Here is a 14007-nt window from a genome sequence, read left to right as displayed (position 1 = left end):
TCAGGTGGCTGGGCGGTCCGCTGTGGCGCGGCCCGCGGGATGGGAATTGGTCTGGGGCGCCTCGCCGGGCGTCAGCGCGGGCACGCTGCGTGCCGCCGCATCGGTGGGGATGCCCGGCGCGGGCGCGGCGCTGATCGTCTCCTCGCGGCGAAGGACGCGCGCGGCGCGCGAAATCGCGCGCACGAGGCGCGGCGTCACCCCGCAGCGGCACAGGTTCGGAATGGCGGCCGCGATCTCGGCCTCGCTCGGGTTGGCATTGCCCTTGAGAAGCGCGGCGGCGGCCATGACGATACCCGGTGTGCAAAAGCCGCACTGGATCGCCTGTTCGGCCACCAGCGCCTGCTGCACCGGATGCGCGCGGTCGCGCGCAAGGCCCTCGATGGTGGTGACGAAGCGCCCTTCGCACTCGGCCAGGGTGATGAGGCAGGCGCGCAGCGCCGCCCCGTCGACCAGGACGGTGCAGGCGCCGCAGTCGCCATTGCCGCAGCCGAACTTGGTGCCGGTCAGGTTCGCGGCATCGCGCAGCGCCCACAGCAGCGGGGTCTGCGGGTCCATGTCGAATTCGACAGGACGCTCATTGACGGTCAGGCGGGACATGGCCGGTGTATTTAGGGACCTCTCAGGGCAAGTACCAGTGCCGGGACATCAAATCTCCACGCGAAAGCCCGCCCACAGGGTGCGCGGGGTGCCCAGGTCCATCGAGCCCGACTGGTTGCGCGTGACGATGGTCTCGTCAAACAGGTTCTCGCCGCGCAGGATCAGCGCGAGCGGTCCGGCCAGAGGCACCTGCGCGAAGGCGTCGAGCGTGGTCGCGGCGGGAAGGGCATCGGTCTCCTGGTCGTCCTCGTACTGCTTGCCGACGTGGCGCAGCGTGGCGGCCAGGTGCCAGCCCGCGCGCGGTCTCCAGCCCAGCGTCGCGCTCGCGGCGAGGCGCGGCACCTGCGAGGGGCGCATCCCGTCAAGCGCGGCCTGGATGCCCTGGGCCTCGACCTTGGCATCGGTCCAGGCGAGCGAGCCGTCGAAGCTGACCGTGCCCACGGTGAGCGCGGCGGTGGCCTCGATCCCGCGCGCGCGGATGGCATCGACGTTCTGGCGCTGGCGCGTCGTGGCATCGAGCGTGACGTTGGCGATCGCGTTCTTCACCTTGTTGTCGAAGGCGGTGACGGCAAGGCGCAGGCCCTCGGCCGGGGTCAGCTCCACACCCGCCTCGTAGCCGCGCAGCTTCTCAGGGGCGAGATCGGCGTTGGCGTTGGTGGTGACAGGGAAGACCACGAAGGGGCGGTAGAGTTCGTTCAAGGTGGGCAGGCGCAGGCTGGTGTAGGCCGCCGCGCGCAGGCGGATCGCGGGGCTCACCGTCCACAGCGCGCCGCCCCGGAAACTTCCGTCCCAGCCCGAACGGTCAGGATGGCGGGTGTCCTGGCTGAGCGAACCCTGGCTATCCAGTTCACGGTAGAAGCCGTTGCGGATCGTCCAGCGGTCCGCGCGCGCGCCCGCGGTGAGGACGAGGTTGCCCAGCGTCCAGTCGTCCTCCAGGAAGAGCCCGAGGTCCGACTGGTCGCCGCCCGCGCGGCGAAAGGCGGTCTGCTGGCCGGTGAAGGTGCTGTAGGGCGCTTCGGCCAGATGCCCGCCGACAAGGCGGATATCGGCGCCCAGCCGCAGCACGTGGTCGGCACCTACCGGCGGGCGCAGTTCGAACTTGCCGCCGGTTGCGAGCGTGGGCGTCTTGATCTGTTCGAGCGCGCGCACGAAGCGGGTGGAACTGATGACGCGGTTGGAAAAGTCCTGCGCCTGGACATAGCCCAGCACGTCGAACTGCCATTCGCCCCGGCCGACGAGGCGCAGGCTGGCCTGCTGGCCCGAGGCCGAGCTGTCGGCGTCCTCGAAGCGCAGTGTGCGCTGGTCATCATAGACAAGGGCCGAGGCCTGGATCTCCAGCGTCTCGCCCAGCGGGGCGACCGCGCGCAGCGAGCCGGACAGGCTCTCGTAGGCCGCGCGCGCGGAGGCGTCCACGCGCTGGTCCTTGGGCGTTGTCCAGAAGCCCTGGCCCCGGTCCCATTGCACGCCCGCCACGATAAAGCCCTTGCCCAGCGTCTGGGCGGTGCTCACCGAACCTTGGGTGCCGCCTCTGTCGTTGACGAGCGCGGTGCCCGAAAAGGCGCCAAGCGTCTCAGGGCCTGCGCTCATCAGCTCGATCGTGCCCGAGATCGCGCCGCTGCCAAAGGCGCCCGCGCCGCCGCCGCGCGTCACGCGCACCGAGGACAGGCGCTCGGGCGCAAGCGCGGTGAAGGGGACGTAACCGAAGAAGGGGTTGGAGACGGGCACGCCGTCGAGGAGGACCAGCGCGCGGCTCGATGCATTGCCGCCCAGCGCGCGCAGCGTCGCCCCTTGTGCGGACGGGTTCGAGGAGCGGCTGTCCGAGCGGCGGAACTGCTGGAAGCCTGCGACCGAGGCGAGGACATCCTCGATCCGGCCCGAGGCGCTCGACACGAGTTCGTCGCGCGCGATGGTCTCGACATCGTAGGCGACGGTCGCCGGGCTGTCGGCAAGGCCGTGGCCGGTGACGATGATGGGCCCGGCATCGGCGCTCTCCATCGCCGTGGGGGCCTCGGCGTCCGCGGCCAGCGCGCTGCTGCTTGCAACGAGGCCGAGAACGAGGGCGGTGGTGCCGAACAGGCTTTGTGCGATTGTATTTTTCATGACCCGGGCAGGCTTAATTGCCGATGAGGTGCGAACAACCCCTTGCGTAGACTTTATTCGCGCCGTGCGGGCGAAAAGGAGGACTTGCACCTTGTCGCGCGCGGACAGACGGGTAGAGTCCGAAAGGGTGATGGAAGGACAGTATCTTGCCGGCCGCATGCTTCTGGCCATGCCGGGCATGTTCGATCCGCGTTTCGAGCGTTCGGTGAACGTGCTGTGCGTGCACGACGAACACGGCGCGCTGGGCATCAACGTGGGCGAGGTGCGCGAGGGCGTGACCTTCCACGCCATTCTCGATGATCTGGGGCTCGACACCGCGATGGCGCCCGACTGCGCGGTGCTGAACGGCGGGCCGGTGGAGCCGGGGCGCGGCTTCGTGCTGCATTCGCTCGACTGGGGCGGCGGGGACTCGATCGAGGTGCACACCCAGGAAGGCCCCTTGTGCGCGCTCTCGGCCTCGATGGACATCCTGCGCGCGATTGCGCAGGGGCGTGGGCCCAGCCAGTGGGTCATGGCGCTGGGCTATGCGGGCTGGGCGCCGGGGCAGCTGGAAGAGGAAATGCGCCACCACGGCTGGTACGCCGCGCAAGGCAGCCGCGAGGTGCTCTTCGACACCGCGCCCGAGGCGCGCTGGACGGGCGCCTGGAAGCACGAGGGCATCGATCCGGGGCTTCTCGCCAGCCAGACCGGCAACGCCTGAGGGTCAGTCTGGGGTCCCGCCCTTGAGGCGCGCGAGGTCTTCCGGGCGGTCGATGTCGAGCCGGACGGCGGGATCGTCGGTTTCGTGAACGGCCACGTCGGATCGTCCGCGCAGGATCTGCCCGGCACCGGCATCGCCTGTCAGCGTGGGAACGTCAGCCAGCGCGCGGGCCGAGAGCAGGACCGGATGGCCGGGCTTGCCCCCATGGCGCGGCAAGGCGGCGAAGTTGTCCGCGAGGATCCGGGCCAGATGCGCGGCCTCGCCGGGCGGCACGCGGGGCATGTCGCCCAGGAACACGAAGAGCGTGTCCACATCGCCCAGGGCCGCGACGCCGGCCTTGAGCGTGGTCGATAGCGCCTGGCTCTCCACGCGCAGGATCGTGACGGGCGGGGCCCCCTCGGGCGCCTGCCACTGCGACAGGTCGAGGTCGGGCCGGGCGGCGACGACGACCTTGTCCACGGGGGCTGCGCAGGCTGTGCGCAGGGCATGGTGGACCAGCGGCTCGCCCTCGAAGGTCGCGGAGAGCTTGTCCGAGCCGAACCGCCGTGCCGAGCCTGCCGCCAGGACGAGCGCGGCGCGCGCGGATGGGGTGGTGGCCGCGCTCAGGCGCGCTCTCCGGCCGGGTTGAGCGCCTGCATGATCTCGGCGATGATCCCGGTGGCGACTTCCCAGGGCGCTTTGCCCAGGCCGGTCATGCCCGGCGAGAGGCGCAGGCGTTCCAGCTCGTCCGGGCTCGCGCCCGCGGCTTCGAGCGCGGCGAGGCGGGCAGGCGCGCGCGAACGCGCCCCGATCATCGCAACGTAGCCCGCCTGGCCACGAAGCGCGGCAAGGCAGCCGCCCAGATCGTGGTGGTCCTCGTGCGTGGCCCCCAGATAGGCGGTCCAGCGGTCGAGGCCGAGCTCCTCCAGCGCGCGGGCCGGGTCCTCGCGGCGGTACTGCGAGACCGGGAAGGGCGGCGGGCTGGCCGGGCCATCGGGCCGCACGAGGACGGTCTCGAACTGGCTGAGCGCGGCCAGCTGTGCCGCAGCGAGCGCGCCGGGATCCCCGCCCGAGACGATCAGGCGGCGCGGCGGGTCGAAGCGGCGGGCAAGGCGCACCGCGTCGGCGTCTTCCAGGTCCAGGAGCGGGCCGCGCCCGGCTTCGACCCGGCGCGTGGTGCCATCGCTGATCCAGCGGCACGAGGTGCGGGCGCGGGCGTGGTCGAGGAGCGCGTGGGCGGCCGGGCAGTCGGGCGCGATGCGCTCGACCAGGATGAAGAGCGCGCCGCCGCAGCGCAGGCGAATGTCGATCCAGGGGCTGCCGGTGCCGTAGTGGAGGCGGCGCGGCTGGCCATCTGTCAGGACGGCGGCGGCGTGGCTGGCGACATCGCCCTCGATGCAGTCGCCCGAGAAGTAGCCGCTCACGGCGATGCGCGCCGCGTCGGTGTCCTGGGCGGTGAAGAGCATCTGCGAGCCAGGGCCGCGCGGGGCGCTGCCTTCGACCTTGTAGAGCGTGGCGAGGGCCGCGGGTTTCCCGGCTTCGAGCGCGCGCGCGAGCGCGGGGCGAATATCGTCGCTCCAGCCGAAGGTCGGCCAGTCGGCGTCGGCAATCTCGGCGAAGGGCGCCGCGATCTCGGTTTGTGTCATGCTTGCGTGGCGCCCGTGGTCTGTCCGGTGGTGTTCCGTTCTCAGGACAGCGCTGCCTCGACAGCTGCGTCCTGCGTGATCGGGGCAATTACCATGCGTTCGAGGATCATGGCAACCTGCTCGAGGCTGCCGTCCTCGCCCTGGCGCAGCCACCAGGTGAGCACGCCGATGACCGAGCTGACCCCATGGATCAGCGCGAGGTCGGCGGGAAGCCAGGTGTCTTCACGATGGAGTCCATGGCCGGCTGCGGCGCGTTCCCGGGCCTGGCGCAGGAACTCCGAACGCACGAGCCCGGCCGCGCCTCCGGTGAGGAGCGGGGCCCAGAACGCGCGGTCGCCCGCGACCCAGGCGCACAGTTCGCGCACGCTCGGTGCCTCCCGGGTCCGGGGGCTGTCGAGCAGGGCGAGCGTGCGGGTGAGCAGCTCGTCGATGGGATCGACGACGAGGTCGGAGAGCAACGCTTCCTTGGTGCTGAAATGCCGGAAAAACGTCGCGTAGCCGGTGCCCGCCCGCGCGGTGATCTCGCGAATGGTGAGCTCGTCGAAGGTGCGCTGGGCCAGCAGGTCGAGCAAGGTCGCGTTGAGCGCCTTGCGCGATCGGACCTGACGCGCGTCGGTGGGTGCCTCCTGCTTGAGGGCCGTGAGGTTTTTCTCCATGCCCGGGCGCGTATCACTATACCGGATAGGTGTCTAACAAAGGCGCCGGTTAATTGCAGGAATGGTCGCCAAGCGAACTTTCAGCCCGAATATCCGCATTTTGGGGCCTTCCAGTCCTTAACGCGCGGAGCCGGGTTACCCCTCGCCGATGCGGTCCGCGTAGAGCAGGCGCCCGCCCGAGAGGTGCCAGAGCGCCTGCTTGAAATCGGCATCGCCCATCGCGAAGCAGCCCTCGCTGCGCCCCAGCTTGCCGTACTTGTCGAGCATCGCGGCATCGGCGTACCAGGCCGGGTGGACCACGATCAGGCGTTCGAGCGCGGCGGAGTTGTCGTCATCGAGGCCAACGAGGCGGATCGAGGTGCCGTACTTGCCCTTGTACCATTCGCAGGTGAGGAAGGCCCCGCGCGAGGTGGCCAGCGATCCCGGCGCGTTCGAGAAGGACTGCAGCCAGCCGCTATGTTCCGGGTCCGAGCCGCGCCCGTGGGCGAGCAGGAACGAGCGGACCGTGCCATTCTCCAGGTTGGCGAAGTGCAGGCGCGGCTTCCAGGAGGGCAGGGCGAAATCGGCCATGCCCACGATGTCCTTGCGCCACACCGCATCGCCGACGCGGGTGGCCTGCGCGTGCGCGGATGCGAGCACGCGGCGCTCATAGGGGGTGGTGGACGCAGCCGTCGCGGGCGCAGTTGCGGCGAGCGCCCGGCCCGGAAGGGTCAGCGCAAGCCCGGCGCCGAGGCTGCCGTGGAGGAAATGTCGTCGGCCAAGCAGTGGGTTCATAATGGACAAAATACCACGCCGGGCACGCGTGCGCCAGCGGGGAGGCGTGCGGATCGGCGAGCCGGGAAGGCGTCCTGTCGCCTCCCCCGGCTCCTTGTGCCGATCCGTGCCGATACGCGAGGGGCCTGTCGATCAGGCCTTGGCCTTGCTCGCCTTGCTGGCGGGCTCGACCGTGGGGTGCGTGCGCATCCAGTCCTCGAGCACGGGGGCAATGCGCCCGCGCCACTTCGAACCGTTGAAGATGCCGTAGTGGCCGACCTTCTCGGCGAGGTAGTAGCGCTTCTTCGCCTCGGGCAGGTTGGGCGCAAGGTGCAGCGCCGCGCGGGTCTGGCCAATCCCCGAGATGTCGTCCTTCTCGCCCTCGACGGCAAGAAGCGCGGTGTCGCGGATCGCGCCCGGATCGATCACCTCGCCGCGGTGGACGAACTCGCCCTTGGGCAGCGAGTGCTTCTGGAAGACGTGTTCGACCGTCTGCAGGTAGAAGTCGGCGGTCATGTCGCAGACCGAGCGGTATTCATCGTAGAAGGCCTTGGTCGCGCCCGCGCTTTCCCCGTCGCCTTCGACGAGGTGCTTGAACATGCCGTAGTGGCTCATCATGTGGTTGCCTAGGTTCATCGCCATGAAGCCGGCGAGCTGCAGGAAACCGGGATAGACCTCGCGGCCCGCGCCCGGATAGGACAGCGGCACGGTGGCAATGACGTTGTGCTTGAACCAGGACAGCGGCTGGTTCATCGCCACGTCGTTGACGCTGGTGGGCGCCTCGCGGGTGTCGATCGGCCCGCCCATCATGGTCAGCGTGGCCGGGCGGCACGGGTTCTTGTGCTTGCCCATCACGGCCGCAGCCGCAAAGGCGGGCACCGAGGGCTGGCACACGGCGAGCATGTGCGTGTTGGGGCCGATGAATTCGAGGAACCCGATCAGGTAGTCGATATAGTCGTCGAGATCGAAGCGGCCTTCGCTTTCGGGCACCATCTTCGCGTCGGCCCAGTCGGTGATGTAGACGACGCAGCTTTCCAGCATGCGCGCGACCGTGCCGCGCAGGAGCGTCGCGTAGTGGCCGCTCATGGGGGCGGCGACGAGGAGGCGCGGCGCGTCCTTGGGAAGCCCGGCGCGCTCGAAGCGCAGCAGGTTGCCGAAGGGACGGTGCAGGACAATCGATTCGGTAACGGCGTGGAGCGTTCCATCCACCTCGACCGATTCGATGTCGAAGGCGGGCTTGCCGCGCGGCGCGGCGGCGTGCGCGAAGACGTCGAGGGCCGAGGCCATGTAGGGGCCCAAGCCCATGTAACCCATGGGGAGGGAAGGATTCGTCAGGAGCTCGGCGCCGACCGAAGCCCAGGCCGCCGCGCCGCTGAGCATGGTGCGCTGCAATTCGTAGGCGTTGTAAAGCAAGTGGTATCTCCTGGCCGCCCGGGGGGGAGGCGGCATGCCATTTCTAGGCGCTATCTGGTCTCTAAAGCGTGGCCGTGCAATGCGGCATTACCGAATAGTCCAAGGTGAAAAGACGATAAGACCCCGCAATTGCGGCTAAGCGCTTCGTATCCTTCCGGATATTGGCAGGTGACGGTGAACAGGCAATGAAAGTCGGGGCGCGTGTCTTGCCCTTTCCCTTGCCCCCTTGACCTTGTAAGGCGCTGGATCATGCAATCCCCAGACGGCCCGGCCGAGAGCATCGAGACCCCTGCGTCCCCGGAGGATACCTCCGCGTCCCGTGAGGATGCGGCGCCCAGACGCCCGCGACGCTCGCTGCGCCCGCTCGCGATGGTCTGGCGCGAACTCTTCAAGTATCCGGGCCGGATGGCCGTGGCGGGCACCGCGCTCGTCGTCTCGGCGATGTCGACGCTGGCGATTCCCTATGGCTTTCGCCGCGTGATCGACCAGGGCTTTGCGCAAGGGGCCGATCACGACGTGATCCGCACCTGGTTCCTGATGCTGCTGGGCGTGGTGGTGGTCCTGGCCATCGCGACCTCGATCCGTTTCTACTCGGTGTCCTGGCTGGGCGAGCGCGTGGTGGCCGACATCCGCCTGCGCGTCCAGCGCCACCTGCTCGCGCTTGCGCCCGGCTTCTTCGAGGAGAACAGCCCCAAGGAAATCGCCTCGCGCATGACCGCGGACACCGCGATCATCGAGCAGGTGGTGGGCACCACCGTCTCGGTCGCGCTGCGCAACGCGATCATGGCGACAGGGGGCGTGATCTTCCTCTTCGCGCTTGCGCCCAGCCTGACGGCGGGGCTTCTGGTCGCGATCCCCGTGGTGATCGTGCCGATCACCGTCTTCGGGCGGCGTCTGCGCGTCGTCGCGCGCAAGAGCCAGGACCGGGTTGCCGATATCGGCGCGATGACCGCCGAGGTGCTCGGCGCCTTGCGCGTAGTCCAGGCCTTCAACCAGCAGGAGCGCGAGGGCGGGCGCTTCAGCGCCGCGGTGGAGCGCACCTTTGATACCGGCCGTAAGCGCATCCTGATCCGTGCGGTGATGACCGCGGTGATGATGTTCCTCATCTTCGGCTCGATCACGATCATCATGTGGCGCGGCGCCATCGGCGTTGCCGAAGGCACGATCACGGGCGGCACGATTGCTGCCTTCGTCGTCACGGCGGGTATCGTGGCGGGTGCGTTCGGCTCGCTGACCGAGGTCTATGGCGACCTCGTGCGCGGGGCGGGCGCGGCCAGCCGTCTGGCCGAACTGCTCTCCGAGGAGCCCGAGATCGCGTCGCCCGCGCGCCCGCAGGCGCTGCCCGTGCCGCCGCGCGGCAAGATCGCCTTCGAGAAGGTCACCTTCCGCTATCCCACCCGGCCGGACATGGCCGCGCTGGTCGACTTCAGCCTGACCGTCGAGCCGGGCGAGACGGTCGCCATCGTTGGCCCTTCCGGCGCGGGCAAGTCCACGCTGTTCCAGCTCGCCGAGCGGTTCTACGACCCGCAGGGGGGCGTGGTGAAGATCGACGGCGTGCCGCTCTCCTCGGCAGACCCGAGCGACGTGCGCGCGCGCATCGCGCTGGTGCCGCAGGAAGGCGTGCTGTTCGCCGCCAGCGCGCGCGAGAACCTGCGCTACGGCCGGCCCGACGCGGACGATGCGATGATCTGGGAGGCCGCGCGCGCGGCCAACGCCGAGGACTTCCTGGGCATGCTCCCGGACGGGCTCGACACGTTCCTGGGCGAGGACGGGGCGCGCCTGTCGGGCGGCCAGCGCCAGCGCATCGCGATTGCCCGCGCGCTCTTGCGCGACGCGCCGATCCTGCTGCTGGACGAGGCGACGAGCGCGCTCGACGCCGAGAGCGAGCGTCTGGTGCAGGACGCGCTCGACACGCTGATGCAGAGCCGCACCACGCTCGTCATCGCGCACCGCCTTTCGACCGTGCGCGAGGCCGACCGGATCGTGGTCATGGATGGCGGGCGAATCGTCGAGGAGGGGACACACGCCGCGCTCACGCAGGCGGGCGGCCTCTATGCACGCCTCGCCTCGCTCCAGTTCGACGAACGGGCCACAGCGCTCGGCTAACGACATGGGCGGCGCCCTTGTGCGCTGGCGTTGCGTCAAATTGCAATTATCTTGCCGGGCTTTGATCGATCCGTAAGAGATCGACGCTGATGCCCAACCCCCAAGCAAAGGTATTGCATGCGTAACTTCAAGGGGCGTGCCCTCGCTCTCGCGGCGAGCGGCCTCGCCATCGCTTTCGCTTCCCCCGTCCTCGCCGCGCCGGAACAGGCCAGCGCGCAGGAAGCTTCCCCGCTCACGCCCTCGGACGACTGGGGGGACTTCGGCATCCAGACCCAGTGGATGGACACCGCGACCAAGCCCGGCGACGATTTCGACCGCTACGTCAGCGGCGTATGGGTCGACAGCGTGGAACTGCCCGCCGACCGCACCCGCTGGGGCTCGTTCCTGGAACTGAGCGAACTTTCCCAGCAGCGCATGCACGCGATCATGAACGAGCTGCTCGCCTCCAACCCGGCGCCGGGCAGCGATGCGGCGCGCGTGGCCGCGGCCTACAAGGCGTACATGGACGTCGATGCGATCAACGCGAAGGGCCTCGCCCCGATCCAGCCCTACATGGAGCGCATCTTCGCCGCGAAGAGCCCGCAGGACCTGGCCAGGCTGTTCGCCTCGCCCGGCTATGCCTCGCCTATCGGGATCTACGTGGGGGCGGACGCCAAGCAGAGCGATATCTACGCGCTCCACAGCTACGTCTCGGGGCTGGGCCTGCCCGACCGCAACTACTACCTCAAGACCGACGAGCGCTCGCAGAAGATCCGCAGCGCCTATCTTGAGTACCTGACCTTCCTGCTTGGCAAGGTCGGCTACCAGGATCCGGGCGCAGCGGCCAAGGCCGTGCTCTCGCTGGAAACGCGCATTGCCGAGGCCGACTGGGACCGCGTCGCCGCGCGCAACGATGACCTCACCTACAACAAGCTGACCCGTGCGCAGTACGAGGCGCTGGGGAGCTCGGGCGTGCTCTCGACCTTCCTCGACACGCTGGGCGCCGACCAGGCCTCCTACGTCATCGCCAGCGAGATCCCGGCCACGGCCGAGGAACTGGACGCGGCCAAGCTGGACGCCGCGCAGGCGCAGGCGCTGATGGGCGGCGGTCTGCCGGTCGTCGCCAGGCTGATCGACGAGGTGCCCGTCGCCACCTGGCAGGCCTGGCTCGCCGCGCGCTTTGTCAGCGGCCACGCCTCGATGCTGCCCAGCGACATCGATGAGGCCTCCTTCGCCTTCTACGGCACCACGCTGTCGGGCCAGCCCGAGCAGCGCCCGCGCTGGAAGCGCGGCGTCGCCGCGGTCGAGGGGCTGGCGGGCGAACTCGTTGGCAAGCTCTACGCCGAGCGCCACTATCCGCCCGAGCAGAAGGCCAAGATGGAGGCCCTCGTCGCCAACTTGCGCAAGGCGATGGCGGTGAATCTCCAGGAGCTTGACTGGATGGGCCCGGAGACCCGCCGCGAGGCGCAGGCCAAGCTGGACGCCTTCACCCCCAAGATCGGCGCGCCCGACACCTTCAAGACCTATGAGGGACTGGAGTTTTCGGCCAGCGATCCGATCGGCAACAGCCTGGCCGCCGGGGCCTGGGAAAACAACTTCGAGATGGGCCGCATCGGCCAGCCGGTCGACCGCAGCGAGTGGGCCATGCTGCCCGAGACGGTCAACGCCTACTACAACTCGACGATGAACGAGATCGTCTTCCCGGCCGCGATCCTCCAGCCTCCCTTCTTCAATCTCTCGGCCGATCCGGCGGTGAACTACGGCGCCATCGGCGCAGTGATCGGCCACGAGATGGGCCACGGCTTCGACGACCAGGGCGCCAAGTCCGATGGCACGGGCAACATGCGCGACTGGTGGACCCCGCAGGACAAGGCCAACTTCCAGGAACTGCAGGACAAGCTGGAAGCCCAGTACAACAGCTTCTGCCCCTTCGATGACGGCGAGACCTGCGTGAACGGCAAGCTCACCATGGGCGAGAACATCGGCGACCTGGGCGGCCTCAGCCTCGCCTACCGGGCCTACAAGATGGCGCTCGGCGGCAAGGAGGCCCCGGTGATCGACGGCTTCACCGGCGACCAGCGCTTCTTCATGGGCTGGGCGCAGGTCTGGCGCAGCAAGACCCGCGAGGCGCAGGCCCGCCAGATGCTGATGACCGATCCGCACGCCCCGCCGCACTACCGCGTCAACGGCATCGTTCGTAACTTCGATGAATGGTACAAGGCCTTCGATGTAAAGCCGGGCGATGACCTCTACCTGCCGCCCGAAGAACGCGTCCGTATCTGGTAACGCTTCAACGCCTTTTCGTGGCATTTTATTGCAGTGCAGCACGCAGCGGGTTGACTTGCCCCCTGCGTGCTGCATGAACCTTGTCCGCGATGGACCTTACACTGACAGCTATTCTCCTCGGCATCGTCGAGGGACTCACCGAGTTTCTGCCCGTCTCCTCGACGGGCCATCTCATCCTTGCCACCCAGATATTCGGCTACGATTCCGAGATATGGGCGACGTTCAACGTCGTCATCCAGCTGGGCGCGATCCTGGCTGTCATCGCCCACTTCTGGCGCACCTTCTGGGCGGTCGGCATGGGCCTGCTCGAACTCAACCCCACCTCGATCCGCTTCGTGCGCAATGTCGTCGTCGCGTTCATGCCCTCGGCGGTCCTGGGCCTTCTGCTCAACGACTGGATCGAGAGCCTGCTGGGCTCGCCCAGTGTCGTCGCCTGGGCGCTGATCGTGGGCGGCATTGCCATCCTTGCCATCGAGAAGGTGGCCAAGCCCGGCCCGCTGACCGGCGTGGCCGAACTGCCGCTGTCCAAGTGCGTGGGCGTGGGCTTTGCCCAGTGCCTCGCCATGGTGCCGGGCACCAGCCGTTCGGGCGCGACCATCATGGGCGCGCTGGCCATGGGCATCGAGCGCCGCACGGCCGCCGAATTCAGCTTCTTCCTTGCCGTCCCCACGATGGTGGGCGCCACCTTCCTCTCGGTCGTCAAGCACCGTGAGGAGCTGATGGCGGGCACCGGTCCTGTCGGCTGGAGCGAGATCGCGATCGGTTTCGTCGTCTCCTTCGTCGTCGCGCTGGTCGTCATCAAGGCGTTCATGGCCTTTGTCAGCCGTTCGGGCTTCTCGCCGTTTGCCTGGTATCGCCTGGCCGCGGGCGTCCTCGCGCTGTTCCTGCTGGGCCGCGCCTGAGCGTGGCGGGGCGGCTGAAGAAGAAGGACTACGAGGCCGCCCTCGCGCCGCTGCAGGAAGAACTTGTCGGTATGGCCCGCTGGGCCAAGGCGACCGGCGCGCGCATCGTGGTCCTCTTCGAGGGCCGCGATACGGCGGGCAAGGGCGGGGCGATCCGCGCCGTCTCCTCCTATCTCAATCCGCGCCAGTGCCGCACCGTGGCGCTGGGACCGCCCAGCGCGCGCGAGCAGGGCGAGTGGTATTTCCAGCGCTACGTCCAGCACCTGCCGAGCACCGGCGAGATCGTCCTGTTCGACCGCTCCTGGTACAACCGCGCGGGCGTCGAGAAGGTCATGGGCTATGCCACCAGCGCGCAGGTCGAGCAGTTCCTCGCCCAGGCGCCCGCGTTTGAACGCATGCTGGTCGATGACGGCATCCTCCTCTTCAAGTATTGGCTGACCTGCGACCAGGAGCAGCAGGAGGAGCGCCTGCGCGAACGGCTGGAGGATCCGCTCAAGCGCTGGAAGCTCTCGCCCGTCGATCTGGCCGCGCGCGCCAAGTACGAGGCCTACAGCAAGGCGCGCGCCGCGATGCTGGAGGCGACCCACAGCCGCCACGCCCCCTGGACCCTGGTCGACTTCAACGACCAGAAGCTTGGGCGCCTTACGCTGATTCGCAATCTGCTCGACCGGCTTCCCGACACCCGAGTCGATCCCCCCGAAATTGTCATCGAGCCGCTCGAAAAGGCGCCCGCCGTGGAAGAATTCAGGCTGATCGAGCCGATTCCGCCCTATGAAGTGCCTTGAGTGGCCTGCCCGCCTTGACTTTCGGGCACCCATGACGCAAGGGGCGCAACCTTGAAGGGCGGCGCTGCAAAGCCACCCGCTTCATTTTCAACGCAGATGCCGGCC

Annotated in this window: 12 protein-coding genes; 5 read left to right on the top strand and 7 right to left on the bottom strand. The window is 68.8% G+C overall.

What is annotated here, in order from left to right; all coding sequences use genetic code 11:
* Entirely contained in the window at window positions 1–597 is a 597-nt protein-coding gene (locus HT578_RS07395) for a (2Fe-2S)-binding protein (RefSeq protein ID WP_213503265.1), read from the bottom strand.
* Between the two features lie 48 nt (window positions 598–645).
* Window positions 646–2697 (bottom strand): TonB-dependent receptor, encoded by a 2052-nt coding sequence (locus HT578_RS07390; protein ID WP_213503263.1) that lies wholly within the window; start codon window positions 2695–2697, stop codon window positions 646–648.
* 130 nt (window positions 2698–2827) lie between these two features.
* On the opposite strand from HT578_RS07390, the gene HT578_RS07385 reads away from it, so the two are divergent.
* A complete protein-coding gene (locus HT578_RS07385) occupies window positions 2828–3397 on the top strand; it encodes a YqgE/AlgH family protein (protein WP_213503261.1) in 570 nt (189 codons plus the stop codon).
* A 3-nt stretch (window positions 3398–3400) separates the two neighbouring features.
* Here the strand turns inward: HT578_RS07385 and HT578_RS07380 are convergent, their stop codons facing one another.
* From HT578_RS07380 to HT578_RS07360, 5 genes are all read right to left on the bottom strand, one after another.
* Window positions 3401–3961, bottom strand: a complete 561-nt coding sequence (locus HT578_RS07380) for a nucleotidyltransferase family protein (protein WP_239026606.1) — start codon at window positions 3959–3961, stop codon at window positions 3401–3403.
* Window positions 3962–3999: 38 nt separating this feature from the next.
* Window positions 4000–5022 (bottom strand): XdhC family protein, encoded by a 1023-nt coding sequence (locus tag HT578_RS07375; protein WP_213503259.1) that lies wholly within the window; start codon window positions 5020–5022, stop codon window positions 4000–4002.
* Between the two features lie 41 nt (window positions 5023–5063).
* Entirely contained in the window at window positions 5064–5678 is a 615-nt protein-coding gene (locus HT578_RS07370) for a TetR/AcrR family transcriptional regulator (protein ID WP_213503251.1), read from the bottom strand.
* Window positions 5679–5813: 135 nt separating this feature from the next.
* The gene (locus HT578_RS07365; RefSeq protein ID WP_213503249.1) at window positions 5814–6452 is read right to left on the bottom strand and encodes a murein L,D-transpeptidase catalytic domain-containing protein; all 639 of its coding nucleotides are present in this window, start codon (window positions 6450–6452) and stop codon (window positions 5814–5816) included.
* Between the two features lie 132 nt (window positions 6453–6584).
* Complete coding sequence (locus HT578_RS07360) at window positions 6585–7844, bottom strand: polyhydroxyalkanoate depolymerase (protein WP_213503247.1); 1260 nt, start codon at window positions 7842–7844, stop codon at window positions 6585–6587.
* A gap of 249 nt (window positions 7845–8093) precedes the next feature.
* Between HT578_RS07360 and HT578_RS07355 the strand changes: the two genes are divergently transcribed.
* The 4 genes from HT578_RS07355 (at window position 8094) to ppk2 (ending at window position 13902) form a co-directional block, all read left to right on the top strand.
* Window positions 8094–9950, top strand: a complete 1857-nt coding sequence (locus tag HT578_RS07355) for an ABC transporter transmembrane domain-containing protein (protein WP_213503245.1) — start codon at window positions 8094–8096, stop codon at window positions 9948–9950.
* Window positions 9951–10067: 117 nt separating this feature from the next.
* Window positions 10068–12215, top strand: coding sequence for a M13 family metallopeptidase (locus HT578_RS07350; RefSeq protein ID WP_213503243.1), 2148 nt, complete (start codon window positions 10068–10070; stop codon window positions 12213–12215).
* A gap of 89 nt (window positions 12216–12304) precedes the next feature.
* Window positions 12305–13117 (top strand): undecaprenyl-diphosphate phosphatase, encoded by an 813-nt coding sequence (locus HT578_RS07345; protein WP_213503236.1) that lies wholly within the window; start codon window positions 12305–12307, stop codon window positions 13115–13117.
* Entirely contained in the window at window positions 13114–13902 is a 789-nt protein-coding gene (ppk2, locus tag HT578_RS07340) for a polyphosphate kinase 2 (RefSeq protein ID WP_039392392.1), read from the top strand. The genes HT578_RS07345 and ppk2 overlap by 4 nt, the downstream gene beginning before the upstream one ends.
* Window positions 13903–14007: the final 105 nt, after the last annotated feature.

The sequence above is a fragment of the Novosphingobium decolorationis genome (assembly GCF_018417475.1).
Lineage (GTDB): Bacteria > Pseudomonadota > Alphaproteobacteria > Sphingomonadales > Sphingomonadaceae > Novosphingobium > Novosphingobium decolorationis.
This window is presented reverse-complemented; position numbering and strand designations above follow the sequence as displayed.